This window comes from Mesorhizobium sp. WSM4836 (assembly GCF_055811815.1).
On the sequence record NZ_JBVVQF010000009.1, the window covers coordinates 127,587 to 142,820 of the forward strand.

Genomic DNA, 15,234 nt, shown 5'->3' on the forward strand with positions numbered 1-15,234 from the left:
TCCAATTGCTGAAATAGACAGGGCTTGGAACTCACACCTTCTGCGTCGCCGCAAGAAAGCGTGATCCCCTGTCCTATGGAGCTACTACCGGTCACCGACCGGAAAGCAATCCGTCGGCAGGCGCTTCCTGCCGCGTCCTGATGTTGACAAGCGCGACTGAAGCTTGAACATGTCTGGACGTTAGCACTTGTCTGGAGGGGTTTATGGCAATGCGTGCGGCTCGTGGTCTATCGATTCTTTTCCTTCTGTTTTTCGCGTGGGGTGGGGTCGCGCAAGCCGCCGAAGCCCGGCGGGTGGTGACATCGGACAATTCCGACTATTTTGGTTTCGATCTCAGATCCGACCAGAATGTCAGCCTCGACCAGTGCAAGACCACCTGCCTCGGCGACCCGGCCTGCCGCGCCTTCACCTACAACCTCAAGGCCAAATGGTGCTTCCTTAAATCCGATTACAATTGGTTGAAACCCTTCGGCGGCGCCGTCGGCGGCAAGGTCGTCAACATCGATGGCGATCCCGACATCGGCGCGCCACCCGAACTCGCCTTCTTCCCCAACTGGATGGCCGACCAGGCCCAGCAATACCGTAACAAGCTCACCGGCCCGACCTACACCAAGCCGACCGAGGGGCTGACGGCGCTGAGGGCGGCCGCCGAACAGTCGGCGCTAACCGGCGATCATCGTTCGGCCATGCACAAATACGAAGCGTCGGTTTCGGTGTTGCCTGATGATGGCCAGCTCTGGCTCGAGCTGGCGCGCGAAACGCTTGCCGTCCATCCGACCGCCAACAGTTCGGAGCCGTCGACCCTGCCGGCGAACGCCACTTCCGCCGCCTTCAACGCCTACAGATTGCTGCGCACCACCAAGACGCGCGCCGACGTGCTGGCGCTGCTCGGGGACGGCCTTGATCGCCGCGACCTCTACAGGCCGGCCCTGCAGGCCTACGAGGCGAGCCTCGCTTTGGTCAATTCGCCGGCGGTCAGGGCCGCCTATCAGGATCTCAAGGCCCGCAAGGGCTTCCGCGTCATCGATCATACCGTCGATGCCGACACCAGCGCGCCGCGCATCTGCGCCCAGTTCTCCGAGGAGCTGGTCAAGACCGGCGTCGATTATTCGCAGTTCGTCACCGTCGACAACGCCGCTCCCAAGGGCGTCGAAGCCAAGGACAAGCAGATCTGCGTCGAAGGACTCGAGCACGGCCAACACTATGACGTGACCTTCCGCGCCGGCCTGCCGGCCGCCATTGGCGAGGTCACCGCGGCACCGGTGGTTCTGTCGATCTACGTGCAGGACCGCGCGCCTTCGGCTCGCTTCACCGGCGACAGCTTCGTGCTGCCCGCCGGCGCACGCCGCGGCATACCGGTCGTCACCGTCAACATGAACGCCGCCGAAATGAAGCTCTTCCGCGTCGGCGACCGCTCGCTGGCGCAGCTTCTGTCGGGATATCAGTTCCTCCGCCAGCTTGACGGCTACGACATTTCGAACATCTCCGAACAGATGGGCGAGCCGGTCTGGCAAGGCCAGCTCGACATCGCCAACGACCTCAACAAGGAAGTCACGACCTCCTTTCCCATCGACGAGGCGTTGCCGAAGCGCAAGCCCGGCGTCTATGTGCTGACCGCACAAGCCGTTAACGATCGCAGCGACGACTATGATTCGCACGCCACGCAATGGTTCGTCGTCTCCGACATCGGCCTGTCGACCTATACCGGTCAGGATGGGCTGAACGTCTTTGCCCGTTCCCTTGCAATCGCCAAGCCGATCGCCGGCGCCGAGCTGACACTGCTGGCCAGGAACAATGAAATCCTCGGCACCGCGACCACCGACGCGGAAGGGCGTGCGGTGTTCAATCCCGGCCTGACGCGCGGCGACAGCGGCATGGCCCCGGCCGTGCTGATGGCCAAACAGGGCGACGACGATTTCGTCTTCCTCGATATGGGCCGCGCCGGCTTCGACCTTTCCGACCGTGGCGTCGCCGGACGGCCGGCGCCTGGCGCGCTCGACGTCTATGCCTGGACCGAACGCGGCATCTACCGCGCCGGCGAAGACGTCCATGTCGCGGCTCTTGCCCGCGACAGTGCCGCCAAAGCCGTCGAGAACCTGCCGCTGACCTTCATCTTCTCGCGGCCCGACGGTGTCGAGGACCGCCGCATCGTCAGCGACGGCGCATCGGCCGGCGGTCACGCCGTCGACCTGCCGCTGGAACCCAACGCCATGCGCGGCACCTGGACGGTGGCGATCCATACCGATCCCAAGCAGGCGGCGGTCGCCAGCCAGATGTTCCTGGTCGAGGACTTCGTACCGGATCGCATCGAGTTCGACCTGTCCTCGGACAAGCAGGAGATCGCTCAGGGCGAGACCGCCAACATTACCGTCGATGGCCGCTTTCTCTATGGCGCGCCGGCCGCGGGCCTCGCGCTCGAAGGCGAATTGACGCTGTCGACCGCCCGCGACTGGGACCGCTTCAAAGGCTATTCCTTCGGTCTCGCCGACGAACAGTCGGCGGAACCGACGGTGACGCCCTTCACCGGCCTGCCGGTGGTCGGCGAGGACGGCAAGGCGATTTTCCCGGTTTCCGTCGATCAATTGCCGTCGACCACCAAGCTAGTCGACGCCAAGGTCACGGTCAGGATGCGTGAAACCGGCGGCCGTGCCGTCGAGCGCTCACTGAATATCGGCATACGCCCGCAGGGCCACATGATCGGCATCCGCCCGGATTTCGACGACGACGAGGTGCCGCAAGGCGGCACGGCCAAGTTCAGCCTGATCGCTGTCGACCCAGACGGCAAGCGTGAGGCGCTGAAGGGCGCGCAGTGGTCGCTGGTCAAGGTCGAGCGCAGCTACCAGTGGTACCGCTCAAGCAACTCCTGGAACTATGAGCCGGTCACCTTCACCAAGGCGGTGGCCAACGGCCAGGTCGACCTGAGCGCCGATGGCGAGGCTACGGTGTCGCTGCCAGTCGACTGGGGCCGCTACCGGCTCGAGATCGAGACAGCGGATCCGGAAGGCCCGGCCACCAGCTACGAGTTCGACGCCGGCTGGTATGTCAGTTCCACCACCACCGAAACGCCCGACGGCCTCGAGATCGCCCTCGACAAGGATACCTATGCGGCGGGTGAAGTGGCCAAGCTCAAAGTGTCGCCGCACTTTGCCGGCGAGCTGCTCGTCACCATCGGCGCCGACAAGCTCCTGAAGACCGTCACCGCCAGCGTGCCGGCCGGCGGCAGCACAGTCGATATCCCCGTCGGCGACGACTGGGGTGCCGGCGCCTACGTCACGGCAACGCTGTTCAGGCCGGGCGATGCGCAAGAGACACGCATGCCGGCGCGCGCCATCGGCGTCAAATGGCTGAAGCTCGATCCCGGCTCGCGGAAGCTTGCCGTCAGCCTGGCGCCGCCGGACAAGACCATGCCGCGTCAGCAGCTGTCGATCCCGGTCGCCGTTGCCGGCGTGCAGCCCGGCACCAACGCCTATGTCATGGTCGCGGCCGTCGACGTCGGCATCCTAAACCTGACCAACTATAAGGTGCCGGATCCGGAGAACTGGTTTTTCGGGCAGCGCATGCTCGGCCTCGAGGTTCGCGACATCTATGGCCGGCTGATCGACGGCTCGCTGGGCACGACCGGCAAGCTGCGCACCGGCGGCGACGGGGCCAACATGCAGTCGCAAGGCAGCCCGCCGACCGAAAAGCTGGTCGCCTTCTTCTCCGGCCCGGTCCAGCTCGATGCCGACGGCAAGGCGCGGATCGACTTCGACGTTCCGCAGTTCAACGGCACCGTTCGCGTGATGGCCGTCGCCTGGACCAAGGAAGCCGTCGGCCATGCCCAGTCCGACGTCATCGTTCGTGATCCGGTGGTAATCACCGCCGGCCTGCCGCGCTTCCTGGCACCCGGCGATTCCGCCGTCATGCGGCTCGACGTCGCCGACACCGACGGCCCCGCTGGCGACTACAAGCTGAGCATCGACACGACGGGCGACCTGTCTACCGGCAGTGCCGCCTTGCCTGAAAAGCTGACGCTGGCCAAAGGCAAGCGGCAGACACTGGCCGTGCCGTTGATTGCGCGGACCGCGGGCAACGCCTCGATCACCATCAAGCTTGCGCATGCGGACGGCACCGCCGTCGAGCAGACGCTCTATGTGCCGGTGCGCCCGGCGCAATTGCCGGTGACCACCCGTATGGTCGTCGACCTCAAGGGCAATGGCGGCGCGCTGCGCGTCGACAAGGAACTGCTGGCGGCGAGCTTGCTCCATGGCGCTTCGGTGAGCGTCGGCGTTTCGCAGGCGGCTGCCTTCGACGTGCCGTCGCTGCTGATGACGCTCGACCGCTATCCTTATGGTTGCGCCGAACAGACCACCAGCCGCGCCATGCCGCTTCTCTACGTCAACGAGATGGCTTCCGGCGTCGGCATGGCCAGCGACCCCGATCTGCATGGCCGCGTCCAGGACGCCATCTACAAGGTGCTGAGCTACCAGGCCTCGGCCGGCAGCTTCGGCCTGTGGGGCCCGGGTTCCGGCGATCTGTGGCTCGACGCCTATGTCACCGATTTCCTGACCCGGGCGCGCGAGCAGAAATACGACGTGCCGGCCCTGGCGATGAACCAGGCGCTGAGCAATCTGCAGAACGCGATCGGCTACGATCAGGACGTCCAGGATCGCGGCAGCGAGATCGCCTATGCGCTCTATGTGCTTGCCCGCAACAAGAAGGCCTCGGTTGGCGATCTGCGTTATTATGCCGACACCCAGCTCGAGGCCTTTACCAGCCCGATGGCCGTCGCCCAATTGGCGGCGTCTCTCGCGCTCTACGGTGACACGCAGCGCTCGGAGGCAACCTTCCAGGCCGCGCTGCAACTGGCCAAGTCGACGCCCGAATATGACTATTACCGGTCCGACTACGGCTCGCCGCTGCGTGACGGCGCGGCGATCCTGGCCCTTGCAGCGGAAAGCAAACCGGTGCCGACCATCGTGCCGGCGCTGATCCAGCTGGTGACCAGGGAACGCGCCGACGTCAGGTGGACCAGCACGCAGGACGAGTCCTGGATGCTGCTGGCGGCCCGCGCGCTGAAGGCCGGCAACGATTCGATCGCGCTGACCGTCAACGGCGCACCGCATGCCGGCGGCTATTCGGACCAGGTCGCCGGTGGCGACCTGGCCGACAGTCCGCTGACCATCGTTAATACCGGCAGGAATCCGCTGCAGGCGGTCGTCACCACTGTTGCCTCGCCGATCCAACCTCTGCCGGCCGGCGGCAACGGCTTTACCATCAGCCGTACCTACTACAAGCTCGACGGCACAGAGGCTAACGTGACGGAGGTCAAGCAGAACGAACGCTACGTCGTCGTGCTCAAGGTTTACGAGCAGAACACCTGGCCTTCGCGGCTGCTGATCACCGACCTGTTGCCGGCCGGCTTCGAGATCGACAATCCGGGCCTGGTCTCCAGTGCCCAATTGACGAACTTCTCCTGGCTGGCGCAGACCGATGCCGCCCATCTCGAATTCCGCGACGACCGTTTCGTTGCGGCGTTCAATCCGAACGACGGCGACGGCGACCGCAACATCACGCTCGCCTACGTCGTGCGCGCGGTGACGCCGGGCACCTATGCCCACCCGGCGGCAACGATCGAGGACATGTACCGGCCGCAATATTCGGCCCGCACCGCCACCGGCATGATGGAAGTCAAGGCGCCGTAAGGCAAAGATGGCGAACAGAAACATGGCGATGGCGCTGCCCCTCATTGCCCTGCCGGGCATTTCTCCCCGTATAGAGACGGGGAGAAAGAGGCTTGCGCCGAAGCTTTCGCCAACCTTAGACGTCGCAGAAAAGGCACCAAGGGTCACGACAGCGCCCTTCTCCCCGTCACTAAACGGGGAGAAGGTGCCGGCAGGCGGATGAGGGGCGGCGCGATGCTCTCCCGAAAATTTCTGCGCCGAGCGGCCATCACGGGCATTTCCTTCGCCGGTCTCGCTGCAATTACCGCGGCCGCCCTCTGGCAGCTCGACCGCGCCTTTCCGCCGCCGCTGCCGGTTGCGCTGACGGTCTCGACCGAGGTGCAGGACCGTGACGGCCAGCTGCTGCGCCCCTTCGCCACGCCGGACGGCTACTGGCGGCTCGCCACCAGCCTGGACCAGGTCGACAAGCAGTTCCTCGACATGCTGGTCACCTATGAGGACAAGCGCTTCTGGGATCATGACGGCGTCGACGTGCTGGCACTGGCGCGTGCCGCCGGCCAATTCGCGACCAGCGGCCATATCGTCTCCGGCGGTTCGACGCTATCGATGCAGCTCGCCCGGCTGATCGAACCACGCGACAGCCGCAGCCTCGGCTCGAAGATCAAGCAGATGCTGCGCGCCCTGCAAATCGAACGGCGCCTTTCCAAGCGCGAGATTCTCGAACGCTATCTGACCCTGGCGCCCTATGGCGGCAATCTCGAAGGCGTGCGCGCCGCTTCGCTCGCCTATTTCGGCAAGGAGCCGAAACGGCTGGCGGTCTCGGAGGCGGCCCTGCTCGTCGCTTTGCCGCAATTGCCGGAAAAGCGGCGCCCCGACCGCAATCTCGAAATCGCCCATGCGGCCCGCGACCGCGTGCTGACCCGCATGGTCTCGGCAGGCCTGCTCGGCGAACGTGAGGCCGCACGAGCCGCGCTCGACGATGTGTCGGGGCTGCGGCGCACCTTGCCGGCGCTCGCTGCTCATGCTGCCTTTGCAATGCTGCCCAAGGCCATCGCCGGCCAGAAGCTGCAACTGACCATCCGCAAGAGTGTCCAGGAAGGGCTGGAGCAGGTGGCTAAGGATGCCGCCGCCAGGCTCGGCCCTCGCCTCTCGGTGGCCATGGTGCTGGCCGATGCCCGCACCGGCGATATTCTTGGCGAGGTCGGCTCTGCCGATTTCTTCGATGCCAGCCGTTCGGGCTGGATCGACATGACCAAAGTCGTTCGCTCGCCTGGCTCGACGCTGAAGCCGTTCATCTACGGCCTCGCCTTCGAGCAAGGCCTGGTGGCGCAGGAGATGCTGATCGAGGACAGCCCGGCCGATTTCTCCGGTTACCGGCCCAAGAACTTCGACATGGGCTATCAGGGCGATGTCAGCATCAGGCAGGCGCTGCAATTGTCGCTCAACGTGCCGGCGATCCGCGTGCTCGACGCGGTCGGCCCGGCCCGGCTGATGGCGCGCTTTCGCCAGGCAGGCGTGATGCCGATACTGCCCGTCAACGAAGCGCCTGGCCTGGCAATCGGCCTCGGTGGCGTCGGGGTGACGCTGCGCGACCTGGTTCAGCTCTATACGGGGCTTGCCAATGGCGGCAAGGCACACACGCTGCATGACGGCACCGAGCCGGCGAATGCCGAACGCTCGACCACCACCATCCTCGACGGGCAGGCGAATTGGCAGATCACCGACATCCTGTCGGGCGTCAAGCCGCCGCAGGGTGCTGCCCAGCGCGGCATCGCCTACAAGACCGGCACCTCCTACGGCTATCGCGACGCCTGGTCGGTCGGCTTCGACGGCCGCTACGTCCTCGGCGTCTGGGTGGGCCGCCCCGATGCCGGCGCGGTGCCCGGCCTGTCCGGCTATGTCTCGGCCGCGCCCATCCTGTTCGAAGGCTTTGTCCGTTCCAGCCTGGCCGCCGTGCCGCTGCCAAGCCAACCGTCCGGCGTCCGCCGGCCAAAGCGCGAGGAATTGCCGGTGACACTGACGCGCTTCGGCGCCGGCACCGATGGGCTGGTGCAGGCGGCGCCGACCGAACCTGCACCAACCATCGTCTTTCCGCCTGACGGCGCCCGTGTCGATCTCCGCACTTCCTCGGCCGACGCCTCGCCGCTGGTGCTCAAGCTGCAAGGCGGCCGCGCACCGTTCCGCTGGCTGGCCAACGGCAAGCCGCTGGTCGGCATCGACCGGCGGCGCACCGCGACCTGGCAGCCGGACGGCGCCGGTTATTCCACCCTGACCGTAATCGACGCGGCGGGGCGCGCGGCCAGTGTGAAGGTTTTTGTCGAGTGAAAGTTTCCCTTGAATAGTTTCCGGCAGGTGATTCAGCGGATTGGGTTTTACGCCTTGCTTTCGGCCGCCGGTATTTCCTCGGCCTCTGCTGACGCCCTCCCCGCCGGCTTTGTTCGGCTGGCCGACATCGACCCCAGTATCCGGCAGGATATCCGCTATGCCAGCCTCGAAAACTTCCTGCATCGCAAGGTAAGCGGTTACGATGCGCCGGGATGCGTGCTCACCAGGCAAGCGGCGCAAGCACTTTCGGCAGTGCAGCAAGCGATTGCCGCCGAAGGGCTGACGCTTGTCGTGTTCGACTGCTACCGCCCTGCACGGGCTGTCATCGACATGGGTGAATGGACCAAAACGGGCGGACCACCGGACCCGCAATGGTACCCGAAGGTCAAGCGCAAGGATCTCATCGCCAAGGGCTATATCGGCGAACTGTCCACCCATTCGCGCGGATCGACGGTCGATGTCGCGATCGCCCGGATCGACCACAAGCAGGCCGATCGCAAGAGCGCTCCGAAACCGGCCTGCGGCGCGACCGATGCCGACACGCTCGATTTCGGCACGGGTTTCGACTGTTTCGATCCGGCGAGCGAAACGGCTCACCGACCGATCGCCAGTGAAGCGGCGGCTAATCGCAAAAAACTTGTCGAGGCGATGCGCGCCAGCGGCTTCAAGAATTACGCGCGCGAATGGTGGCACTTCACGCTGGAAAACGAGCCGTTTCCAAGAGAGCGCTTCAACTTTCCCGTTACCGCCGAATAGCCAGCCGAACCTTCGGACGCGAAGCAGCCATTGCCGAAGAGCTGGCCGTCTCTAGTTAATCGCGTCGGGAGCGCGATCATGGTCCGTGCGGGGAAAATAGTTCCTCGCATCGCCGAAAGCAGGCGAAAAATTGCTTCAATGAGCCAAAAAAGGCAACATTGAATGCATCTAAATTCTATCAATTCGGTAGATTTGGCGCGAGTTCAACGGAGGCGGAAATGACCAAACCTCATTTCAGGAAACTGCTCGGCGCACTGGTCGCCACATCTGTCCAGTTCGGCACGCTCGGTTTCGCGTTTGCCGACGCCACCATTCTCAACGTGTCCTATGACCCGACGCGAGAGCTCTACAAGCAGTTCGACGAGGCCTTCATTGCCCACTGGAAGGCCGAGACAGGCGAGACGGTCACCGTCCAGCAGTCGCATGGCGGATCCGGCGCCCAGGCGCGCGCCGTGATCGACGGGCTCGACGCCGACGTGGTGACGCTGGCGCTCGAAGGCGATATCAACGCCATTGTCTCGAAAACGAAGAAGATCAATCCCGACTGGCGGACGAAATTCGAAAACAATTCGGCGCCCTACACCTCGACTATTATCTTTCTAGTCCGCAAGGGAAACCCGAAAGGCATCCATGACTGGGGCGATCTGGTCAAGGAAGACGTCCAGGTGATCACGCCGAATCCCAAGACCTCCGGTGGCGCGCGCTGGAACTATCTCGCCGCCTGGGCCTATGCCAGCGCCAAGGACGGCGGCGACGAGGCCAAGACCAAGGAATTCGTCGGCAATCTCTATGCGCATGTCCCGGTTCTCGACACCGGTGCGCGCGGCGCCACCGTGACCTTCGCGCAAAAGGGGCTGGGCGACGTGCTGCTCGCCTGGGAAAACGAGGCCTATCTGGCGCTCGACGAGTTCGGCGCCGACAATTTCGATATCGTCTACCCGCCGACCTCGATCCTGGCCGAGCCGCCAGTCGCCGTGGTCGACGCCAATGTCGACGCCAAAGGCACGCGCAAAGTTGCCGAAGCCTATCTGAGCTACCTCTATTCCAAGGAAGGCCAGACGATCATCGCCAAGAACCATTATCGCCCTTCGAAGCCCGACCTGGTGCCGGCGGAGGACCTGGCCAAGCTGCCTGAGATCAAGCTGATCACCATCGACGACCCGCTTTTTGGCGGCTGGAAGAAGGCACAGCCTTATCATTTCGGCGATGGTGGTATATTCGACCAGATCTATAAGCCGGCCCAGTAGCATCTAGATCAGGACGACATGACCACAGCACCCGCCAAGGCGGGGTGGCGGTTCAGACAGCCGAGCGTCATTCCGGGTTTCGGATTGACGCTCGGCTTCTCGCTTGCCTACCTCACCCTCATCATCCTCATTCCCCTGTCCGGACTGATCTGGCGCTCGGCGGCGCTCGGCTGGACCGACTTCTGGGCGATCGTCACCGACCGCCGCACCATCAACGCGCTTGAAATCAGCTTCGGCACCGCTTTCATTGCCGCCGCCGTCAACGTCGTCTTCGGCACGATCGTCGCCTGGGTGCTGGTGCGCTACAGCTTTCCCGGCCGCCGCATCGTCGATGCCATGGTCGACCTGCCCTTCGCGCTGCCGACGGCGGTGGCCGGCATCGCGCTGACCACGCTTTACGCACCGAACGGCTGGATCGGAAGCCTGCTGACGCCGCTCGGCATCAAGGTCGCCTACACGCCGCTCGGCATCGTCATCGCGCTGGTCTTCATCGGTCTGCCCTTCGTCGTGCGCACCGTGCAGCCGATCATGGAGGAGATCGACAAGGAGGTAGAGGAAGTGGCCGCCACACTCGGCGCCAATCGCTTTCAGATCATCAGCCGCGTTCTGCTACCCGGACTGGCGCCGGCCATCGTCACCGGTTTCGCGCTGGCCTTCGCGCGCGGTGTCGGGGAGTACGGTTCCGTCATCTTCATCGCCGGCAACCTGCCCTTCAAATCCGAGATCGCGCCACTTCTGATCGTCATCCGGCTGGAGGAATACAATTACGCTGCGGCGACCGCGATCGCGGCGATCATGCTGGCGCTGTCCTTCGTCATGCTGCTGGTCATCAACCTGGTGCAGACCTGGAGCCGCAAGCGCTATGGCTGACCCGGAGATCAAATCCTACGCGCCGCACCACGAAAGCCAGTCGCCAGCTGTGACCGAAAGCCGCACGGCGAGAGCCGTGCTGATGATCGTGACCTTTGCCTTCCTCGGCATTTTCCTGCTCCTGCCGCTGATCATCGTCTTCAAGGAAGCTTTCGCCAAAGGCATCGAGGCTTACACGCAGGCGCTGTCGGAACCGGACACGCGCTCGGCGATCCGCCTGACGCTTCTGGTCGCTGGGATCTCGGTGCCGCTCAACGTCGTCTTCGGCATTTCCGCCGCCTGGGCGATCGCCAAGTTCGAATTCAAGGGCAAGGCGTTCCTGACCACGCTGATCGACCTGCCCTTTTCCGTCTCGCCGGTCATTTCGGGGCTTGTCTACGTGCTTTTGTTCGGCGCGCAAGGCCTGCTCGGCGCCTGGCTCAAGGCGCATGGCATCGTCATCCTGTTTGCCGTGCCGGGCATCGTACTGGCCACCATTTTCGTCACCTTCCCCTTCGTGGCCCGCGAATTGATTCCGCTGATGCAAGAACAGGGCAACGGCGACGAGGAGGCAGCCCTGTCGCTTGGAGCCAATGGCTGGCAGGCGTTCTGGTACGTGACGTTGCCCAACGTCAAATGGGGATTGCTCTACGGCGTTCTGTTGTGCAATGCCCGCGCCATGGGCGAGTTCGGCGCGGTCTCGGTGGTGTCGGGCCACATACGCGGGCTGACCAACACCATGCCGCTGCATGTCGAAATCCTTTATAACGAGTACAATGCCGCCGCCGCCTTTGCCGTCGCTTCGCTGCTTGCCGGCCTGGCGCTCGTCACGCTGGTCTTGAAAACACTTCTCGAGATGCGCTACGGCGCCGAGATCGCCGCGACGCGCGGACACTGACAAAATGCATGTCGCCCAAAAGTGGGAACCGGTTTTTGGGATAACGACATGCATCAACTACAAAAGGGGTTTGCATGGAAGTTCGCGTTGCCAACGTGCGCAAGGAGTTTGAGCGGTTTCCGGCCCTCCACGACGTTTCGCTCGACATCAAGTCGGGAGAACTGATCGCCCTGCTGGGACCTTCCGGTTCCGGCAAGACGACGCTGCTCAGGCTGATTGCCGGCTTGGAGCGGCCGACCCGCGGAAAGATCTTCTTCGGCGAAGAGGATGCCTCGCAAAAGTCGATCCAGGAGCGCAATGTCGGCTTCGTTTTCCAGCACTACGCGCTGTTTCGCCATATGACGGTCGCCGACAATATCGGCTTCGGACTCAAGGTCCGGCACGGGCCGTCACGCCCGTCGGCGAAGGAAATCCGCCGACGCGCCTCGGAACTCCTCAACCTCGTTCAGCTTTCCGGTCTGGAAAAACGCTATCCGGCGCAGCTTTCGGGCGGCCAGCGCCAGCGCGTGGCACTGGCCCGCGCCATGGCGATCGAACCGGCCGTGCTTTTGCTCGACGAGCCGTTCGGCGCGCTCGATGCCCAGGTGCGCCGCGAACTGCGCCGCTGGCTGCGCGAAATCCACGACGCCACCGGCCACACCACGGTCTTCGTCACCCATGACCAGGAAGAGGCGCTGGAACTTGCCGACCGCGTCGTGGTGATGAGCCAGGGCCGCATCGAGCAGGTCGGCACCGCTGACGAGATCTACGACACGCCGAACTCGCCCTTCGTCTACGGCTTCATCGGCGAATCGAGCTCGCTTCCCGTCAAGGTCGAGGACGGCCAAGTCTGGATCGCCGACCGGCCGATCGGGCTTTCCGCGCCGCACGCATCGCAAGGCGAAGCGACGCTGTTTTTTCGCCCGCACGACGTCGATCTGGTGGAAGAATGCAACGGCTGCATAGCCGGCACGGTCGCCGCCAGCCGCCGCGTCGCCGGCACCAGGCGGGTCGAGCTCGAAATCGGCGGCGAACGCCAACGGGTCGAAATCGAATTGCCCGTCGACCATCCGGCGGCGCAGAAAAGTCGAGTGGCTTTTCGGCCGCGGCGCTGGAAGCTTTTTCCGGCCGCGTAGAGATGTCGACACGGCCAAAACACGCCGGAAAGACTCTATCTTGGAAGAAAATCCCACCAACCGGCTGTTTTGACGGTGGTTTTTCCCATAGCCGTTTTGGAGACCCGGCAGCATACCTCGTCCTGTGGACCTGATGCCCTATTATCTTGGACGTTGGACAACGGTGTTTCAGGGAGCCTGTTTACATGAAGCGATTTTTGCTTGGCGTCGCTACGTTGGCCGGCCTGTTCCTCGCATCCTCCCAAGCCTGGTCGGCCGACAAATTGCTGAACGCCTCTTACGATGTTGGCCGCGAACTGTTTGCGCAGGTCAACAAGGCGTTCGTCGCCGGCCACCCCGGTGTCACCATCGATCAGTCGCATGCCGGGACGTCTGCGCAGGCACGCGCCATTGCCGAAGGCCTCGGCGCCGACGTGGTCACCTTCAACCAGGTCATCGACGTCGACTTCCTGGTCAAGAAGGGTCTCATCTCCGCCGACTGGCAGAAGGATTTTCCGGACAACGCCTCGCCTTTCTATTCGCTGCCGTCCTTCCTGGTGCGCGCCGGCAATCCGAAGAACATCAAGGATTGGAACGATCTCGTACGCGACGACGTTCAGGTGATCTTCCCCAATCCGAAAACGTCGGGCAATGCGCGTTACACCTATCTCGCGGCCACTGCCTACGCCAAGGAAGCTTTCAAGGGCGACGATGCCAAGGTGAAGGAGTTTGTGACAAAGCTGTTCAACAACGTGCCGGTCTTCGACAGCGGCGGGCGCGCCGCGACAACCACCTTCGTACAGCGCGAGATCGGCGACGTGCTGATCACCTTCGAGTCGGAAACGCGCGGCGTCCGCAAGGAGTATGGCGAGGACAAATTCGAGCAGGTGACGCCTTCGGTCAGCCTGTTGGCGGAGTTTCCCGTGGCGATCGTCGACACGGTCGCCGACGAGCACGGCACACGCGATCTCGCCAAGACCTATCTCGACTTTCTCTATACGCCGGAGGGTCAGGACATCGCCGCCCGCAACGGCCTGCGGGCCCGCGACCCGGCGGTCGCCGCCAAATACAAGGCTGAGTTTCCCGATGTCCGCCTGCTGACCGTGGAGGACGTCTTCGGCGGCTGGGCCAAGGTCCAGGCCGAGCATTTTGCTGCGGGCGGCCTGCTCGACCAGACTTATGGCAGCCGCTGACGTCGCCAACCTCGCGAACTGATTGAACGCCGGCGCTTGCCGGCTTTTTCTTCATTTGCCCGACGAAAACGCGGCTTCCGCACGTTGCGGACCGCCCGCCGTCCAAAACGTTACGAAGAATCAACGCGTTTGCACGCAATATGTCGTCGGGCGGTCTGTCTGCGCGAACGGCGTCACATGGCCAAACCGTCATTATTTGCACACAAACAGCCGCCAGATGCGGTTGGTTGGGGCTTCATGGGTTGGTTCGGGCATGCTTACCAAAAAAGGCAAATACGGCCTCAAGGCCCTCGTGCATCTGTCGGGTCTGCCGGTCGGCCAGCTCGCATTCGTCAACGACATTGCGGTCGCCAACAACATCCCGAAGAAATTTTTGGATGCCATCCTGGGCGAGTTGCGCAACGCCGGCTTCGTCCAGAGCCGCAAGGGCAAGGAAGGCGGTTACCGCCTTGCCCGGCCGGCTTCCGAGATCAAGATCGGCCATGTCGTGCGCGTCCTCGACGGGCCGCTGGCGCCGATCCCCTGCGCCAGCCGCACGCAATACCAGCGGTGCGACGATTGCGACGAGGCGACCTGCCAGGTCCGCCACATGATGCTGGAGGTGCGGCAGGCGATCGCCGAGGTGCTCGACAACCGCAGCCTCGCCGCCATGCGCGACGCCGACAATGACGATTTCCCGGTCGAACTGACGTCGCAAATCTAGCGCGCGAGCAGGCTCAAGGCGGTCGCAACGATGTCGGCGACCGGCCGCGTGCCATCCAAGGTTATCGCCGCCTCGTCCGCCGCTGGCGCCTCGAGCGTGGCGAACTGGCTGTCGACCAGGCTTGCCGGCATGAAATGACCCTTGCGACTTCCGACGCGCTGTTTTGCCGTTGCCGGGTCGATGTCCAAATAGACGAAAACGATATCCGGGCAGAAGCCGCGCAGGCGATCGCGATAGCTGCGCTTCAGCGCCGAGCAGGCGGCGACCACACCTTGCCCGCTTGCTGCCGATGCGGCCATGCGCTGGCCGATCGCGTCGAGCCAACCCTCGCGCAGCGCGTCGGTGAGCGGCTGCCCGCTCGCCATGCGCGCGACGTTTTCGGGGGGGTGAAGCCTGTCGCCTTCGATAAAGAGCGCGCCCAATGCCGCTGCAAGCGCTTCGCCTACGACCGACTTGCCGCAGCCGGCGACGCCCATCACCACGATGGCGGGTTTCGTTCGAACAGT

Annotated in this window: 10 protein-coding genes; 9 read left to right on the forward strand and 1 reads right to left on the reverse strand. The window is 63.9% G+C overall.

The window, feature by feature from the left end; all coding sequences use genetic code 11:
* The first annotated feature begins 203 nt into the window (after positions 1 to 203).
* The 9 genes from AC0L2P_RS13370 to AC0L2P_RS13410 all read left to right on the forward strand — a co-directional run bounded on the left by AC0L2P_RS13370 (position 204) and on the right by AC0L2P_RS13410 (position 14,728).
* Positions 204 to 5,684: an alpha-2-macroglobulin family protein gene (locus tag AC0L2P_RS13370; RefSeq protein WP_473501708.1), complete on the forward strand. Its 5,481-nt coding sequence runs from the start codon at positions 204 to 206 to the stop codon at positions 5,682 to 5,684.
* 213 nt (positions 5,685 to 5,897) lie between these two features.
* Positions 5,898 to 7,988: a penicillin-binding protein 1C gene (pbpC, locus tag AC0L2P_RS13375; protein ID WP_473501709.1), complete on the forward strand. Its 2,091-nt coding sequence runs from the start codon at positions 5,898 to 5,900 to the stop codon at positions 7,986 to 7,988.
* Between the two features lie 27 nt (positions 7,989 to 8,015).
* The gene (locus AC0L2P_RS13380; protein ID WP_473501710.1) at positions 8,016 to 8,744 is read left to right on the forward strand and encodes a M15 family metallopeptidase; all 729 of its coding nucleotides are present in this window, start codon (positions 8,016 to 8,018) and stop codon (positions 8,742 to 8,744) included.
* 218 nt (positions 8,745 to 8,962) lie between these two features.
* Positions 8,963 to 9,991: a sulfate ABC transporter substrate-binding protein gene (locus AC0L2P_RS13385; protein WP_473501711.1), complete on the forward strand. Its 1,029-nt coding sequence runs from the start codon at positions 8,963 to 8,965 to the stop codon at positions 9,989 to 9,991.
* Between the two features lie 18 nt (positions 9,992 to 10,009).
* Positions 10,010 to 10,861, forward strand: coding sequence for a sulfate ABC transporter permease subunit CysT (gene cysT, locus AC0L2P_RS13390; RefSeq protein WP_352665961.1), 852 nt, complete (start codon positions 10,010 to 10,012; stop codon positions 10,859 to 10,861).
* Positions 10,854 to 11,738: a sulfate ABC transporter permease subunit CysW gene (cysW, locus tag AC0L2P_RS13395; protein ID WP_473501712.1), complete on the forward strand. Its 885-nt coding sequence runs from the start codon at positions 10,854 to 10,856 to the stop codon at positions 11,736 to 11,738. Before cysT ends, cysW begins: the two co-directional genes overlap by 8 nt.
* 74 nt (positions 11,739 to 11,812) lie before the next feature.
* Positions 11,813 to 12,853: a sulfate/molybdate ABC transporter ATP-binding protein gene (locus tag AC0L2P_RS13400; RefSeq protein WP_473501713.1), complete on the forward strand. Its 1,041-nt coding sequence runs from the start codon at positions 11,813 to 11,815 to the stop codon at positions 12,851 to 12,853.
* A gap of 185 nt (positions 12,854 to 13,038) precedes the next feature.
* Positions 13,039 to 14,025 carry a sulfate ABC transporter substrate-binding protein gene (locus AC0L2P_RS13405; RefSeq protein WP_473501715.1) on the forward strand — a complete coding sequence of 329 codons (987 nt, stop codon included), beginning with the start codon at positions 13,039 to 13,041 and terminating at the stop codon, positions 14,023 to 14,025.
* 253 nt (positions 14,026 to 14,278) lie between these two features.
* Positions 14,279 to 14,728, forward strand: a complete 450-nt coding sequence (locus AC0L2P_RS13410) for an RrF2 family transcriptional regulator (protein ID WP_136622569.1) — start codon at positions 14,279 to 14,281, stop codon at positions 14,726 to 14,728.
* On the opposite strand, the gene AC0L2P_RS13415 is transcribed toward AC0L2P_RS13410, so the two are convergent.
* On the reverse strand, positions 14,725 to 15,204 hold the full coding sequence (locus AC0L2P_RS13415; RefSeq protein ID WP_473501805.1) for a gluconokinase: 480 nt from the start codon (positions 15,202 to 15,204) through the stop codon (positions 14,725 to 14,727). The two genes, AC0L2P_RS13410 and AC0L2P_RS13415, sit on opposite strands and share 4 nt — an antisense overlap.
* Positions 15,205 to 15,234: the final 30 nt, after the last annotated feature.